At 64.8% G+C, this 14515-nt stretch carries 13 protein-coding genes; 10 read left to right on the top strand and 3 right to left on the bottom strand.

The annotated features are described in order from the left end of the window. The first annotated feature begins 158 nt into the window (after positions 1–158). The 8 genes from ACQP2U_RS01410 (at position 159) to ACQP2U_RS01375 (ending at position 8128) form a co-directional block, all read left to right on the top strand. The gene (locus ACQP2U_RS01410; RefSeq protein ID WP_397036358.1) at positions 159–767 is read left to right on the top strand and encodes a bacterial proteasome activator family protein; all 609 of its coding nucleotides are present in this window, start codon (positions 159–161) and stop codon (positions 765–767) included. 320 nt (positions 768–1087) lie between these two features. Next, positions 1088–1966: a galactan export ABC transporter permease subunit Wzm/RfbD gene (gene wzm / locus ACQP2U_RS01405; RefSeq protein WP_433716803.1), complete on the top strand. Its 879-nt coding sequence runs from the start codon at positions 1088–1090 to the stop codon at positions 1964–1966. A 15-nt stretch (positions 1967–1981) separates the two neighbouring features. Then, on the top strand, positions 1982–2821 hold the full coding sequence (wzt, locus tag ACQP2U_RS01400; protein ID WP_040685856.1) for a galactan export ABC transporter ATP-binding subunit Wzt/RfbE: 840 nt from the start codon (positions 1982–1984) through the stop codon (positions 2819–2821). Between the two features lie 151 nt (positions 2822–2972). Further along, complete coding sequence (glfT1, locus tag ACQP2U_RS01395; protein ID WP_433713003.1) at positions 2973–4046, top strand: galactofuranosyltransferase GlfT1; 1074 nt, start codon at positions 2973–2975, stop codon at positions 4044–4046. 202 nt (positions 4047–4248) lie between these two features. Beyond that, a complete protein-coding gene (gene rsgA / locus ACQP2U_RS01390; protein ID WP_433713002.1) occupies positions 4249–5370 on the top strand; it encodes a ribosome small subunit-dependent GTPase A in 1122 nt (373 codons plus the stop codon). 106 nt (positions 5371–5476) lie between these two features. After that, positions 5477–6184: a hypothetical protein gene (locus ACQP2U_RS01385; protein WP_397036363.1), complete on the top strand. Its 708-nt coding sequence runs from the start codon at positions 5477–5479 to the stop codon at positions 6182–6184. A gap of 184 nt (positions 6185–6368) precedes the next feature. Next, positions 6369–7220, top strand: coding sequence for an SDR family oxidoreductase (locus ACQP2U_RS01380; RefSeq protein WP_433713001.1), 852 nt, complete (start codon positions 6369–6371; stop codon positions 7218–7220). Positions 7221–7567: 347 nt separating this feature from the next. Continuing rightward, the gene (locus tag ACQP2U_RS01375) at positions 7568–8128 is read left to right on the top strand and encodes an O-acetyl-ADP-ribose deacetylase (RefSeq protein WP_433716802.1); all 561 of its coding nucleotides are present in this window, start codon (positions 7568–7570) and stop codon (positions 8126–8128) included. A 91-nt stretch (positions 8129–8219) separates the two neighbouring features. Here the strand turns inward: ACQP2U_RS01375 and ACQP2U_RS01370 are convergent, their stop codons facing one another. Together ACQP2U_RS01370 and ACQP2U_RS01365 are read right to left on the bottom strand one after the other, a co-directional pair. After that, positions 8220–10115 (bottom strand): glycosyltransferase, encoded by a 1896-nt coding sequence (locus ACQP2U_RS01370; RefSeq protein WP_433713000.1) that lies wholly within the window; start codon positions 10113–10115, stop codon positions 8220–8222. A 122-nt stretch (positions 10116–10237) separates the two neighbouring features. Then, the gene (locus tag ACQP2U_RS01365) at positions 10238–10774 is read right to left on the bottom strand and encodes a GtrA family protein (protein WP_433712999.1); all 537 of its coding nucleotides are present in this window, start codon (positions 10772–10774) and stop codon (positions 10238–10240) included. A gap of 109 nt (positions 10775–10883) precedes the next feature. On the opposite strand from ACQP2U_RS01365, the gene ACQP2U_RS01360 reads away from it, so the two are divergent. Next, positions 10884–11864, top strand: coding sequence for a glycosyltransferase (locus ACQP2U_RS01360; RefSeq protein WP_397036370.1), 981 nt, complete (start codon positions 10884–10886; stop codon positions 11862–11864). Continuing rightward, on the top strand, positions 11861–13441 hold the full coding sequence (locus ACQP2U_RS01355) for a DUF2142 domain-containing protein (RefSeq protein WP_433712998.1): 1581 nt from the start codon (positions 11861–11863) through the stop codon (positions 13439–13441). Before ACQP2U_RS01360 ends, ACQP2U_RS01355 begins: the two co-directional genes overlap by 4 nt. Position 13442: 1 nt before the next feature. On the opposite strand, the gene rfbB is transcribed toward ACQP2U_RS01355, so the two are convergent. After that, a complete protein-coding gene (gene rfbB, locus ACQP2U_RS01350; protein WP_433712997.1) occupies positions 13443–14450 on the bottom strand; it encodes a dTDP-glucose 4,6-dehydratase in 1008 nt (335 codons plus the stop codon). Between the last annotated feature and the right edge of the window lie 65 nt (positions 14451–14515).

Here is a 14515-nt window from a genome sequence, read left to right as displayed (position 1 = left end):
GTGAACTGGGACTCAGCATGGCAACCGACTTTCAACAAATCCGAACCACACGACCCGAACAGAATAGACGCCGCCTCCGCGCTGCGGCACCGACCCGGTGAGCCGCTCGAAGGCGACCGACTTAGCGCGTTCGCGGCGGACACGACATGATGGGGACCATGACGCAATCGGATGGAGCACCCGAATCCATTGTCGTGATCGGACCCGACGGCAGGCCGCTGGCCATTCCGGTGGAGTCCGGTTCGGACACGCCTTTCACCGCGCAGGTCGTTACCAACGGTGATGAGAAATCCGACAATGCGGACAGTAAGGACGACGCCGAGGAATCGCTCGCCGATATGGTCGAGCAGCCGGCGAAGGTCATGCGTATCGGGACCATGATCAAACAATTGCTGGAGGAGGTCCGCGCGGCTCCGCTCGACGATGCCAGCCGGACCCGGCTGCGCGAGATCCACAAATCCTCGGTGCGCGAACTCGAGCAGGGGCTGGCACCGGAATTGCGTGAGGAGCTCGAGCGACTCACGCTGCCGTTCACCGATGACGCGGTGCCGACCGATGCCGAACTCCGCATCGCTCAGGCCCAGCTCGTCGGCTGGTTGGAAGGCCTTTTCCACGGCATCCAGACGGCGCTGTTCGCCCAGCAGATGGCGGCTCGGGCGCAGCTGGAACAGATGCGTCAGGGTGCGCTGCCGCCCGGCATCCACGCGACCGACGCGCGCGGTGGCCAATCCAACCCGTCGATCGGCGGCTCCGGACAATATCTCTGAGTAGATCCGAGACGAGTGCCAGCCGGGTCGGCGGTGTCTGATTCGCGGCGATGGCGGGGGCGTACGTGGTTACGCTTCGCTTGCGCCTCCAGGCCCTGCCGTTCACGCCGCGGGAAATTGCGAGGGTAGTGTCGAGCACCGTGCCGTCCGCTGCCGCCCGCCCCGACTCGGTCTCCGATGTGAATACGGCGCGTCCCGATGAGAGCTCGGATCGTCCTGAAGAGGGTTCAGTGCGTTCAGATACCAGCCAAGCGCGTACCGACGAGAGTTCCGATGAGACCTCCGTACCTCCCGAAGAGAACACCGCGCCGGAGCATCCGGTGAGCGCCGACGCGCAAACGCCGACGCCGGATGAGGCCGTCGCGACTCCGATCGTCTCGGACTCGCAGACTTTCGCTCGCGCGTTCAAGGACTTCCGCAGCGGCTTCTCGCAGCGCGAACTCTGGCTGTCGCTCGGCTGGCAGGACATCAAGCAGCGCTATCGGCGCTCGGTGCTCGGCCCGTTCTGGATCACCATCGCGACCGGTGTGCAGGCCGCCGCCATCGGCATTCTGTACTCCGCGCTGCTTGGCCAGTCGATCAAGTCGTATCTGCCGTATGTGGCCATCGGCATCATCGTCTGGAATGTAATCCAGGCCAGCATCCTCGAGGGCTCGGATGTCTTCATCGCCAATGAGGGGCTGATCAAACAGCTGCCGTCGGCGCTGAGTGTGCACGTATATCGCCTGGTCTGGCGGCAGTTACTGTTCTTCGCGCACAACATGCTGATTTATCTGGTGGTACTGGCCGCATTCGGTGTCTGGGAAAAACTGCACTGGACCGCCATTTTCGCGATCCCCGCGCTCGGGCTGCTGTTCCTCAACTCGATGTGGGTCTCGATCGTTTTCGGCATCTTCAGCACCCGCTACCGTGATATCGCGCCGATCCTCGGCAGCCTCACGCTGATGCTGTTCGTGCTCACGCCCGTCATGTGGAATACCAAAAGCCTGGAAGAGCAGGGTGGCCAGGTGAGCGAGCGAGCGAAGCTGGCCGAAATCGTGCCGACCTTCCATTACCTGGAAATCGTCCGCGCGCCGCTGCTCGGCGATGATCAGCATTTGTATCACTGGGTGATTGTCGGCGCCATCACCGTCGTCGGCTGGATCGTGGCGATCTTCGCCATGAAGCAGTACCGTTCGCGCGTGCCGTACTGGGTATAGGAGACCGGGCCCGACATGACCGACCATGTGAGTATCGAAACCCGCCAGGCGTGGGTCGAGTTCCCGATCTTCGACGCCAAATCGCGGTCGCTGAAAAAGGCATTCCTCGGCAAGGCCGGTGGTGCGATCGGTCGCAATCAGTCCGATGTTGTGGTGGTCGAGGCGCTGCGCGATATCACTCTTTCGCTGAAAGAGGGCGACCGGGTCGGCCTGGTCGGACATAACGGCGCGGGCAAATCGACACTGCTGCGGCTGCTTTCGGGGATCTATGAGCCCTCGCGCGGCAGTGCCCGTATCCGCGGCCGGGTGGCGCCGGTATTCGACCTCGGCGTGGGTATGGATCCGGAGATCTCCGGCTTCGAGAACATCATCATCCGCGGGCTTTTCCTCGGCCAGACGCGCAAGCAGATGATGTCGAAGATCGATGAGATCGCCGAATTCACCGAACTCGGCGAATATCTGTCGATGCCGCTGCGCACCTATTCCACGGGTATGCGGGTGCGCCTGGCGATGGGTGTGGTGACCTCCATCGATCCGGAGATCCTGCTGCTCGACGAGGGTATCGGCGCGGTGGATGCCGAATTCATGAAGAAGGCTCGGATCCGATTGCAATCACTGGTGGCCCGCTCGGGCATCCTGGTGTTCGCCAGCCATTCCAATGAATTTCTCGCCCAGCTCTGCGATACCGCCATGTGGGTCGACCACGGGCAGATCCGGTTGCGCGGCGGTATCGAAGAAGTGGTACGTGCCTATGAGGGTCCGGACGCGGGCAATCACGTCGCCACCGTGCTGCGCGAAATGGAAGCGGAACGGAAAATGGGAACAGAGCGAGAATTGGAGCGGAATCAGGCGTGAGCGAGCGCAGCGAGCGGGCAATCAACGCAGCCGGACGCCCGCTCGTGGCGCCGCCGAGCGTTAGCGAGGGGGCGTCATGAGCGGGCAGGGCCCGGAGGAGGCAGCCCGCGTAACCACGCAGAGCCCACCGACCACGCCGAATGGATACAGCATGAATGAGCCGACGGGGCAGAACGCCCCGATCGACGCAGCACCGCAAGCCACGCCTGAGCCCGCGAACGACCAGGCAGCGCCTACCTCAGACGACCTGGCCGACGACATTTCCCCCGAACAAATCGAAGCCGCACGCACCCCCGCCGGTACCGGCCCCAACGCCAAGATCGTCGCCGTGGTCGTTACCCACAAGCGCCGCGAACTGCTCGCCGAATCGCTGAAAGTCCTTGTCTCCCAGACCCGCCCGGTGGACCACCTGATCGTGGTCGATAACGCCAATGAAACCGAGGTCGCCGAGCTGGTCGCCCAGCAACCGGTCGAGGCCACCTACCTCGGTTCGGCGCACAATCTCGGCGGCGCGGGCGGTTTCGCGCTCGGCATGCTGCATGCGCTGACCCTCGGCGCGGACTGGGTGTGGCTGGCCGACGACGACGGTCGCCCCGACGGCTCGGAAGTCCTTGCCACCCTGCTCGATTGCGCGGGCCGACACGATCTGGTCGAGGTGTCGCCGGTGGTCTGCGATATCGATGAACCGGATCGCCTCGCCTTCCCACTGCGTCGCGGCGTGGTCTGGCGGCGGCTACGTTCCGAGCTGGGCGACGAAGACTTCCTGCCCGGCATCGCCTCGCTGTTCAACGGCGCGTTGATCTCCGCGAAGGCGGTCGACCTGATCGGCGTTCCCGACCTACGGCTATTCGTGCGCGGCGACGAGGTAGAGGTGCATCGCAGGCTGGTCCGCTCCGGACTCCCGTTCGGCACGTGTCTACAGACGGCCTACCTGCACCCCAACGGCGCCGCCGAATTCAAGCCGATCCTCGGCGGCCGCATGCACACCCAGTACCCGGACGACCCGGTCAAGCGCTACTTCACCTACCGCAACCGCGGCTATCTCATGTCCCAGCCGGGTATGCGCAAACTGCTGCCCCAGGAATGGATTCGCTTCTCGTGGTTCTTCCTGGTCACGCGCCGCGATCCGGCCGGTCTGCGCGAATGGTTCCACCTGCGCAGCCTGGGCCGCAACGAGCAGTTCGGCAAGCCGACCCCGGACCAGAAGACCACCGACGAAAAATAGATTGCGCGGGTCTACGCGCCATGCCAGAGTGGTCGAGCAACGTCGAGATGAGAGTGAGGAGGTGGAGATCGTGACACGGACCGTTCGGATTGTCGTGCCCGTAGCAGCTGTGCAAACGCACGCTGTCGCACGAATTTCCGCCTCAGATACCTCTCGCTGAGTCCGGTTCGGGCTCGGCGCCCGACGAAGGATTCCATCCATCATGGTCGATTACGACCTCCTCGTCCCTTACGGCTGGACCGAAGCCGTTGCCAATGAATACAACTCGCTCATCGACGATGGGTGCGTCCCCGCGCGGGTGATCCGCATGGATCGCAGCGAATGCGATGTCGCGACGCCGACCGGACCCGCACGCGCCCGTTGCCCACGTCTGATATGGCCTGAGCGGGAGCCGTCCGTGGCTACCCGAGCTGCCTCCTCCCCGCCCGACCCGCTCAGGCGGGGTGCCGATTCCGAAATCAGCGGGTTGTGCACCGGCGACTGGGTGGGCATCGATACCGAACACAATGTGCTCCAGCTGCTGCCGCGCCGCGGCGCGATCACGCGCTCGGCCGCCGACCGCCGCGCACAGGGCCAGGTACTCGCCGCAAATGTCGATACCGTGCTGATCTGCAGCGCGGCCGACGGCGATATCGACCTCGGGCGGATCGAGCGCATGCTCGCACTGGCCTGGGAGAGCAACGCACAGCCGATCGTGGTGCTGACCAAAGCGGATGCGGCGCTGGATATTCCGCTCGACGAGGTACAGGCCGTCGCGCCCGGCGCGGTCGCCCTCGCGGTGAGTGCGGATACCGGATCGGGACTCGATGTGCTCACCGCGATGCTCGACGGCACTGTCGCGCTGATCGGTCCGTCCGGCGTCGGGAAATCGACGCTCGCCAATGCTCTGCTCGGCCAGGAAGTCTTCGCCACCAACGTCGTTCGCTCGGTGGACAAGAAGGGCAGGCACACCACCGTGCATCGGGAACTGCGGCCGCTGCCTGGCGGTGGCACGCTGATCGATACACCCGGACTGCGCGGCATCGGACTCTGGGATGCCGCCGAAGGCATCGGGAAAACCTTCAGCGATATCGAATCCCTCTCGACACACTGCCGATTCGACGACTGCGCGCACAACGGCGAACCCGGGTGTGCCGTTCAGAAAGCCATCGACGGCGGCGCGCTCACCCAGCGGCGCTTGGCCAGCTACCGCAAACTCGAACGGGAAAACGCCTGGATGGCAGCGCGATCGGATAAGCGACTGCAGGCCGAACGCGCGAAGGTGTGGCGCGATATCCGCAAGCAGCAGCGGCAGTTCTACCAGGAGCGAGGTTCACGGCGCTGATTCGGCGCGGGGAGCGGCAGTTCGCGTAACCACGTGAGGGAAAGCGAACGTCGCACCAGCACGGTAGGGTCGGCACGCACAAATCGCCAAACGGGAGGGTGTTCCGATGAGTTACCCCGGCGGGTATCCGCCACAGGGCCAGCCCGGGCAATGGCCCGGACAGCCCACATATGGTCAGCCGGCGCCGCAGGGCGCGCCGAATCCCTACGGTGCGCCACCGCAATACGCGCCGCCCGCGGGGCAGCCACCGATCAGCCAACCACAAGTGCCGCAACCGCCGTACGGCAGTCAGCCGCATATTCCGCAGCCGCAGTACGGCCAACCCGCGCCGCCGCAGCCGTATGGTCAGCCTGCTCAGCCCTATGGGCAGCAGCCGTACGGCCAGGCGCCCTATGGGCAGCAGCCGGTTCCGCAGCAGGCTCCGGCCCCGCCGGGCATCACGGTCAACGCTTCCTATGAATGGTTCGCGTTCCTGTTGGCGATTACCAAGCCGAAGATCCTGGTCAACGGTCAACGGGTGCCGAATACGCGGTGGGGTCAGAACCATATTCCGGTCGGTCCCGGCCAGTACCACGTCCGAGTGGTCACGCCCTGGCTGTTCGATATGGGCCAGGCCAATGCGACCGCATCGATTCAGGAAGGTCAGGGCGCGATGTTCTACTACAAGCCGCCCGCGATCATCTTCCTCAACGGTGCGATCGGCCCGGTTCCGCAGAAGACGCCCGGTGCCATCTTCATCTACATCAGCTGGGCCATCGTGGCATTGATGATCCTGCTCAACATCGTGTTGATCGCTGGCGCGTCCAGCATCTGACAGCGTCGAAAGGGCGTCGGAGTTCCGGCGCCCTTTCTTCGCGACACCTATGCAACTGGTTGCATAGGGGCCTGGGTTACGCTTAACGTGCACAACACCCGTCGGCGACTGCTCGCCGGTCGTTCGGACGGGTCGGCACGGTCGCGGGCGCACCCACCCGCGGCCTGGACGACAGGAGCAGGTCATGACGGAACCGGGATCGAAGCCGCTCGCGGGCGCGACGATGATCATGTCGGGCGGCAGCCGTGGCATCGGTTTGGAGATCGCCAAGCGGGCCGCCGCCGACGGCGCGAATATCACCCTGATCGCGAAGACCGACCAGCCGCATCCCAAGCTGCCCGGCACCATCCATACCGCCGCGGCCGAACTCGAAGAGGCGGGCGGCACCGTACTGCCATTCGTCGGCGATGTGCGCATCGATGAGTCGGTCGCCGAGGCCGTGCACCAAACCGTAGAGCGGTTCGGCGGCATCGATATCGTCGTCAACAATGCCTCGGCGATCGATCTGTCCCCCACCGACGCCATCTCCATGAAGAAGTACGACCTGATGCAGGACATCAACTGCCGCGGCAGTTTCCTGCTCTCCAAACTCAGCATTCCCGCGCTGCGCGAATCGGCCGCGGCGGGCCGCAATCCACACATTCTGACCCTGTCCCCGCCGCTCAACCTGGACCCGAAATGGGCGGGCATGGCACTGGGATACACCATCGCCAAGTACGGAATGTCGCTCACCACACTGGGTTTGGCCGAGGAGCTCAAGGGCGACGGTATCGCCGTCAACTCACTGTGGCCGCGGACCACCATCGCCACCGCCGCGGTAAAGAATCTGCTCGGCGGCGAGGAAATGATCGCCACCTCCCGCACCCCTGATATCTACGCCGACGCCGCCTACCTGGTCCTCACCTCGCCGTCGAAGGAGACCAGCGGCAACTTCTTCCTCGATGACGAAGTCCTCGCCGCCCACGGCATCACCGACCTGGACAAATACCGCGTCGTCCCCGGCGACGCCGAACTGACCACCGACCTGTTCCTCTGACGCCGCCCCGAAGGTGGCCCGCCCGGCCACTTTCGGGCACTCAGCCCGCTACCGTCGCTATCGTGACCGGTAAAACAACCTTGGCCGCGATCTTCGAACCAGAGCCCGAAGGATGGGGACTGCGCGGCGATCCCTACGTCTGGCAGGAAATGCGGAGTCGGCTCGAAAATCTCGACCCGCCATCGACTTCGACCGAGTTGATCGCACTACTGCACGACACCTTCGAGCAGGTGCTCGGATCGCGTCTCGACGCGAAAAACGCACCCCACAGCGTGCACCGACCGGAGTTCGGGCACGGCGGCATGTCGAGCGGGATGGTCAGCCTCGATGCCTGGCGCCAGGCGTTGATGCCGCTATTGGAGGGGCGCGCCAGGCACCTGATCTCGGGCGCGCCCGGTACCGCCACCATCATCCTTCGCCGAGGCGACATCACTGAGCAGCGGGTCGACGCGATCGTCAATGCGGCCAACTCTTCCCTGCTCGGCGGTGGCGGCGTCGATGGCGCGATCCACCGCGCCGGTGGACCCGCGATTCTCGACGCCTGCCGCGATCTGCGCGCATCGCGCTACGGCAAAGGACTGCCAACCGGTCAGGCGGTCGCCACCACCGGAGGCGACCTGTGGGCCCGATGGGTAATCCATACCGTCGGCCCCGTATGGTCCGCGACCGAAGACCGCAGCACCCTCCTCGCCTCCTGCTATCGCGAATCCCTCCGGGTAGCAGACGAATTAGGTGCGCGAACAATCGCCTTTCCTGCCATCTCCACCGGCATCTTCGGCTGGCCGATGGATGACGGCGCCCGCATCGCGACCGAAACGGTGCGCCACACAAAAACATCCGTCCAAGAAGCCCACTTCGTCCTCTTCGACGACCGCGCCCACGCCGCATTCCAAACCGCACTGCGCTGAGTGCGGTTGTCACCCGCACCTTTTGGCGCGCCGCGCATGGATTTGCCCGGTCATTTCGCGCGTGGCGGGCAAAAGCGTGCGCGGCGCTGGCTCAGTTCGGCTTGATGCCGTAGAGGCGCTCCCAGTTTTCTCGGCTGGTGAGTTCGGGCATTGCGGCGCGGTATTGCTGGGTGAGTTTGGGGAGTTCACGGCGCAGCTGACGCAGGACGCGGATGGTACGGATGAGCAAGGCGCGAGCTCGCGCCTTGTCGCGCTGACGGACCCGGACACCGGACTGCGAGGCATCGGTGACCACGACGTGGTCGAACAGCGATACATGCCACCAGTGCGCGTCCTCGCGGGTGACGCCGATCAGGCCGCGCTGGGTGCGTCCGGTCCACTGGGTGATGGCCCGCTTGATCAGCACCGCCGTGACCCGACTCGGTTCGCCACCGGCCCGGCGCAAGTGGATATCGGCCGAGCGCACCGGCGGGGTCGCGGCAGGATGCTTGATGGTTTCGGGGTAATCACCGCGACTGGTGCGAGCGGCGGCCAGTGCGGCGATTCCGCCGTCGCGCAAGATCTTCGGGCCCTGCAGGAAGTCCTCGATGCCCTGCAGCGTGGTGTGCACGAGGCCGTACTGCATGGCGACCAGATGTTCGGCCAGATTCCGGAACAGCTGGCGGGTAATGGCTTTGCCGTCGAGATCGGTGTGCAGCGAACCGACGATCAACGAGTTGCGCGTGCTGAAGTAGCGCGCCCAGTCGTCGTAGTCCTTCCAGTAGAAGTCCGCGTGCCACACCGCGGCGTTCGGCAGCGTCACCGTGACGAACCCGTGCTCACGGGCTCGGATGCCGTATTCGACATCGTCCCACTGGAAGAAGATCGGCACCGGCAGCCCGATCTCGGCGACCACCTCGGCCGGGATCAGGCAGGTCCACCAGGCGTTGTAGCCGGCGTCGACGCGGCGCTCCTGGTTCTTCTTCAGCATGCTGGTGTTGCGCAATGCCTTCGACACCTTCTGGCCGTGCTTCAGCTCGTGCAGATGCACTTCCTCGGCGCCGACATTCAGGTAATCCGGGTTGAGCAGGAACAACATCTGCGCGCCGACCAGCGTCGGTTCCACGGTCAGATTGGCGAAGGCATTGAGCCGCAATACCGTTTCCGGTTCACAGAGAATGTCGTCGTCCATCAGGATGACGTCGGCGTGCTCGTTGACCGCAGAGACCTCATACAGGCCACGGGTAAAGCCGCCCGCACCACCGAGATTCGGCTGCCGGATGTAGCGCAGCTTGTCACCGAAGATCGGCAGCGTCTCCTGGAAGCGCGCCTGATTCTGCACCAGATCGGTGCCCTGATCCACCACATAGACCGCGTCGATGGCCTCGAGAATCGGGGCGTCGGAGGCCAGCGCGGCTACCGTCTCGGCGCAGTCGGCAGCCCGGTTGAAGGTGCAGATCGCGATGGCGACAGGGCGCACACGTTCGGGTGCGATGGCGGTCCAGGTCTGCGCGGAGATGCCGAGTTCGCCGCCGACGGCATCGAATTCGAGCCACAGCGCGCCACCATCGACGTACTGGTCCAGCGGCGCGGTCAGGGTCAGCGGGCCGCTGGTGGTGATCTCGGCGGTCTCGATGATCCGGCGGTGCCCGGCGATATCAGAGGCGACCACCCGGACCCGGGCCTTCTTGGTCACATCGAGCACCATGCTCGCCCACACCTCGGTGACCGTGGTCCAGCGCTGCCAGTAGCTGGCCGCGAAGCGCCCGAAATAGGTGTTGGTATGCGCGGACGCGCCCTTGTCCAGTCTGAGCTCCAGGCGTTCCCGATGTGCGCGACCCTTGACGACGGCGTACAGCTCATCGCTCACCTTCGCCGACGGCCCGGTGAAGATGCCGCGCTGCAGCACCAGGCGATCGGGCGCCTGATGATCGACGCGCAGTGAGGCCGGCGCGGTCGAAGGTTGGTCATTTGTCTCGGTAACGGCCTGGGTAGCCGACTGATCCATGAAGTCCTCGAAATCCTTTGGTGCCGACGGGACAGACACGCCCCTGGATGCCTTCGCGGCGGGCCGAGGATATCAATCGGGCTCGGCGAATGCCTGTCCAGGAACCGGGACGGTCCCGCTATTTATGGTTGCTTGTCATTAGCCGAAGTGCCCGCAGAGCCGACGAATACGAATTTGTCGTAGGCCCAATAGCGGAATACCACCGCGACGATCTGGCCGATGAGCGTGCCGGATATGTTGTCCGAAAGCGGCGACGACAGCTCGAGCACATAGCGAGAGAACCCTAGACAACCCAGTTGCAGGCTGATAGCGACCACATTGAATATGGCATACAACAGGTACTCGCGCGCCGGATTATCCGATTTCTTGTGCCCGAAGGTCCACCACTTGTTGCCGAAGTAGGTCACCACCGTGGCCACCGCGATCGCGATGATCTTGGCGGGCAGCGGCGCGTGGTAGAGCACCCCTTCGCCGCCCCAGAACACCAGCAGGTTGTAGGTGCCCGCGTCGACCAGGAAGCCGATCGCACCGACCACCAGGAAGGCGCCGCCGCGCCGCAGTGCGGCGATCACCTTCGCGCTCAGCGGCTCCTGGACCGGCGTGGATTGCGGTGAGCCGGACCGTTCGGAGAATGACACGGGCTGCTCTGGGAAAGACACCCGGCGACGGTACCCCAGTAGGCTCGGTGAACCGAGTGAGCACCAATAGGTACTCCCCCTGTACCCTCCCGGTGTTCCCCATTCACCGCCGACATCGAGGATTGACCGGGTGGACTCCACCGAGCTCCGAATTGCCGCAGTGGTGCCATGCCACAACGAGGAGGCTTCGGTCGCCAAGGTCGTCGCCGACCTGCAGGCCGCCGTGCCGGGAATCGTCGTCTACGTCTACGACAACCGCAGCACCGATGCGACCGCCGAGCGGGCCCGCGCCGCCGGTGCGATCGTGCGCCACGAACACACCAAGGGCAAGGGCAATGTGGTGCGCCGCGCCTTCGCCGATATCGAGGCCGATATCTATTTGATGATCGACGGCGACGACACCTATGAGGCGTCGGCCGCGCCGCTGATGATCAAGACCCTGCTCGACGGTCCGTACGACCATGTGCTCGGCGTCCGCAAACAGGACGAGGGCGGCTCGGCGTACCGCTCCGGCCACGAGACCGGCAACAAAGTGCTCAACGGCGTGGTCGGAAAGGTATTCGGCGAGAACGTCGAGGATATGCTCAGCGGCTTCCGGGTGTTCTCACGCCGGTTCGTGAAGAGCTTCCCGGCCGTCTCGCGGGAATTCGAGATCGAAACCGAGCTGACCGTGCATTCCCTGCATCTGCGTGTGCCGCAGACCGCGGTTCCGGTCGGCTTCCGCGACCGGCCCGCGGGCAGTGAGAGCAAGCTGCGCACCTACCACGACGGATTCAAGATCCTGGCGCTGATCATCGGCCTGGCCAGACATGAGCGACCGGTCGCGTTCTATGGGCTGTTCGGCACGCTGAGCTGGCTGATCTCGATCATCCTGACCATTCCGATAGTCGTCGAGTTCTACAACACCCATGAGGTGCCCAGGTTCCCGACGCTGTTCCTCGGATTCACCTTGCTGCTGCTCGGCAGCCTGGCCTGGACCGCGGGTCTGATCCTGGACGGCATCCGGCGCTCCCGGCACGAGGCCGCCCGGCTGGTCTACCTGCGCTACTCGGCCGTCAGCGCGGATGACGCGCATGGTGGTGACGCACACGCCGCCGGGGCCGAGCGTTGACCACCTCGGCGGGTCGAACCGCGACCACCGCGCAGCCGGAGACCACGGACAACGATGTAGCGGCACCCGAATCCGCTGCCGCCGAAGCCGATTCGAGCAGACCGAATTCGGCACGCGATTTCGGACGCCGCATCGTAGATCGCTTCGGGGCGGCCACGGTCGCCTTCACCATTGTCGTCACGGTCTTCGGCGCGCTGTTCGCCTGGATCACTCCGCCGTTCTGGGGACACGACGAAATCACCCAGTTCGGTCGTGCCTACCAGGTCGCGCACGGCGGCTTCGGGCCGCAGCGGATACACGACGAGCGCGGCATCTCCTACGGCGGTGATGTGCCGGTCAGCATCACCGAGCTGATGGGCTACGCGTTGCACGACTACACCACCAATCCGGAAGAGCCGGACCCGATGGTGGCCGATCCCGGCAGCTATGCCCGGATGGAGAGCGGCGCGGTTTCCGAGGCCGAGGAGCCGGTCTGGTTCACCAATACCGCCGCCTACTCGCCGGTGCCGTATATTCCCGCGGCCATCGGTATTCGGGTCGCGGAGCTGTTCGGACTGAATGTCGGCGCGATGATGCTGCTGACCCGCCTCGCGGGCCTGGCCGCCTATCTCGCGCTGGTGGGATTCGGTCTGTGGGCGCTGCGTGCGCATCGGGTGCAGTGGCTGGCGTTCACCGTCGCCGTGCTGCCGATCGCGGTCTTCCAAGCGGGTACCGTCACCGCCGACACGTTGACCAACGCACTGGCCATTATGGTCTCGGCGCTGCTGGTCAAGGCGCTGTTCCTCGGTGACGGTCTCGGTCGAACCGGGACGGCCGCGCTACTGGCCACGACCCTGCTGCTGCCGGTCAGCAAGCCGACCTACGTGCTGCTCGCCATGCTCCTGGTACTGGTGCCGACGAACCGCTTCGCGTTCGGTAACGCGGCTACCTGGAAGCGTTTCATTCCATGGGGTTTCGCGGGACTGGGCGCGCTGGCCTTCGCCGTCTGGATGAAGATCGCCGGACCGACCACCGAGGGTATGGGCCTGATGCGCCCGCAGCACCAATGGAATTCGGTGCGTCCGGGCGATCAGCTGCACGGAATCCTCACCGACCCGGTGAATTTCGTGAACACCTTCGGCGAGAGCATCGCATTGCGAGACCAGCGGTGGTTCACCCAGTTCTTCGGTGAACTCGGGTTCGCCTACATCGATGTCCCCGCGCTGACGGTGCTGGCCTGCCTGCTCGCCTTCGCGGTCAGCATCGGTATCGCGGATCGGATGAATACCGCGACCGCCACTTTCCGGCGCACGCTGATCGTCGCGCTGACGGTGCTCGCGAGCGTCGCGATGATCTACGTGACGCTGTACATGTCGTTCTCACCGGTCGGCTACTACATCATCGATGGCGTCCAGGGCCGGTATTTCGTGCCACTGGCGATCATCGCGCTGGGGGTGCTGCTGCGTTGGATGCCATTGCGACTCACCGATGTTCGCGGCCAGACCCCGTCCAGGGGTCCGGCCATCGCCGTCATCGTGGCCACACTGGTAGCGCTGATCGCGGCGCTGTGGAAGTACTACTCGATCGTCTGGGGCTGACTCAGGCCTCGAGGGTCGTTTCGCCCGCCTCGGCGTAAGCGCGCTCGGTGCCGGCTTTGGCTGGACGCCACCAGGATTCGTTGTCGCGGTACCACTGGATGGTGGCGGCGAGTCCGGTGGCGAAGTCGGAATAGCGTGGTGTCCAACCGAGTTCGGTGCGCAGCAGCGTCGCATCGATGGCGTAGCGCTGATCGTGGCCCGCCCGGTCGGTGACGTGATCGAAATCGTCCGGATCGCGGTCGAAGGCCGCCAGGATCATGCGCACCACCGACTTGTTGTCGAGTTCGCCGTCCGCGCCGATCAGATAGGTCTGCCCGATTCGGCCTCGCTCCAGGATGTTCCACACCGCGCGGTTGTGATCCTCGACGTGGATCCAATCGCGCACCTGATGTCCGGCGCCGTAGAGGCGCGGGCGCACTCCGTCGATCAGGTTGGTGATCTGGCGCGGGATGAACTTCTCCACATGCTGATACGGCCCGTAGTTATTGCTGCAGTTGGAGATTGTCGCGCGGACGCCGAACGAGCGGGTCCAGGCGCGCACCAGCAGATCGCTCGAGGCCTTGGTGGCCGAGTAGGGGCTGGAGGGGTTGTAGGGGGTGTTCTCGTCGAATGCGGGGCCGTCCGGGGTGAGATCGCCGTACACCTCGTCGGTGGAGACATGGTGGTAGCGCACATCGTGGCGGCGCACCGCCTGCAGCAGGGAGTAGGTGCCGACGATATTGGTCTGCACGAACGGCCAGGGTTCGGCGAGGGAGTTGTCGTTATGCGATTCGGCGGCGAAATGGACCACGACATCGACGCCGGAGACGAGCTCGTCGACCAGATCCAGATCGGCTATATCACCGTGCACGAAGTCGATGCGGTCGGCCACCGGCGCGAGCGAGGCCCGATTTCCCGCGTAGGTCAAAGCGTCAAGGACGGTTACGGTGGCGTCGGGCCGCTCGGCCACGGTCTGTTGGACGAAATTCGCACCGATGAATCCGGCTCCGCCGGTTACGAGCAGTCGCACCCCATGACCTTACGTCGCCCGCGTGGCCCGGTGGCGCCGGATCCGTGCAGCTGTATTCACCCGCG

The organism is Nocardia sp. CA-084685, assembly GCF_050955785.1.
Lineage (GTDB): Bacteria > Actinomycetota > Actinomycetes > Mycobacteriales > Mycobacteriaceae > Nocardia.
The sequence above is the reverse complement of the archived record's forward strand: the minus strand, read 5'-3'. Positions and strand labels throughout refer to the sequence as shown.

What these genes read in the sequence shown, in the direction of transcription:
- ACQP2U_RS01410 (WP_397036358.1), top strand. Translation starts at nt 159, where the DNA reads ATGACGCAATCGGATGGAGCACCCGAATCCATTGTCGTGATCGGACCC.
- glfT1 (WP_433713003.1), top strand. Translation starts at nt 2,973, where the DNA reads ATGAATGAGCCGACGGGGCAGAACGCCCCGATCGACGCAGCACCGCAA.
- ACQP2U_RS01375 (WP_433716802.1), top strand. Translation starts at nt 7,568, where the DNA reads ATGCCGCTATTGGAGGGGCGCGCCAGGCACCTGATCTCGGGCGCGCCC.
- rsgA (WP_433713002.1), top strand. Translation starts at nt 4,249, where the DNA reads ATGGTCGATTACGACCTCCTCGTCCCTTACGGCTGGACCGAAGCCGTT.
- ACQP2U_RS01370 (WP_433713000.1), bottom strand. Translation starts at nt 10,115, where the DNA reads ATGGATCAGTCGGCTACCCAGGCCGTTACCGAGACAAATGACCAACCT.
- ACQP2U_RS01380 (WP_433713001.1), top strand. Translation starts at nt 6,369, where the DNA reads ATGACGGAACCGGGATCGAAGCCGCTCGCGGGCGCGACGATGATCATG.
- wzt (WP_040685856.1), top strand. Translation starts at nt 1,982, where the DNA reads ATGACCGACCATGTGAGTATCGAAACCCGCCAGGCGTGGGTCGAGTTC.
- ACQP2U_RS01385 (WP_397036363.1), top strand. Translation starts at nt 5,477, where the DNA reads ATGAGTTACCCCGGCGGGTATCCGCCACAGGGCCAGCCCGGGCAATGG.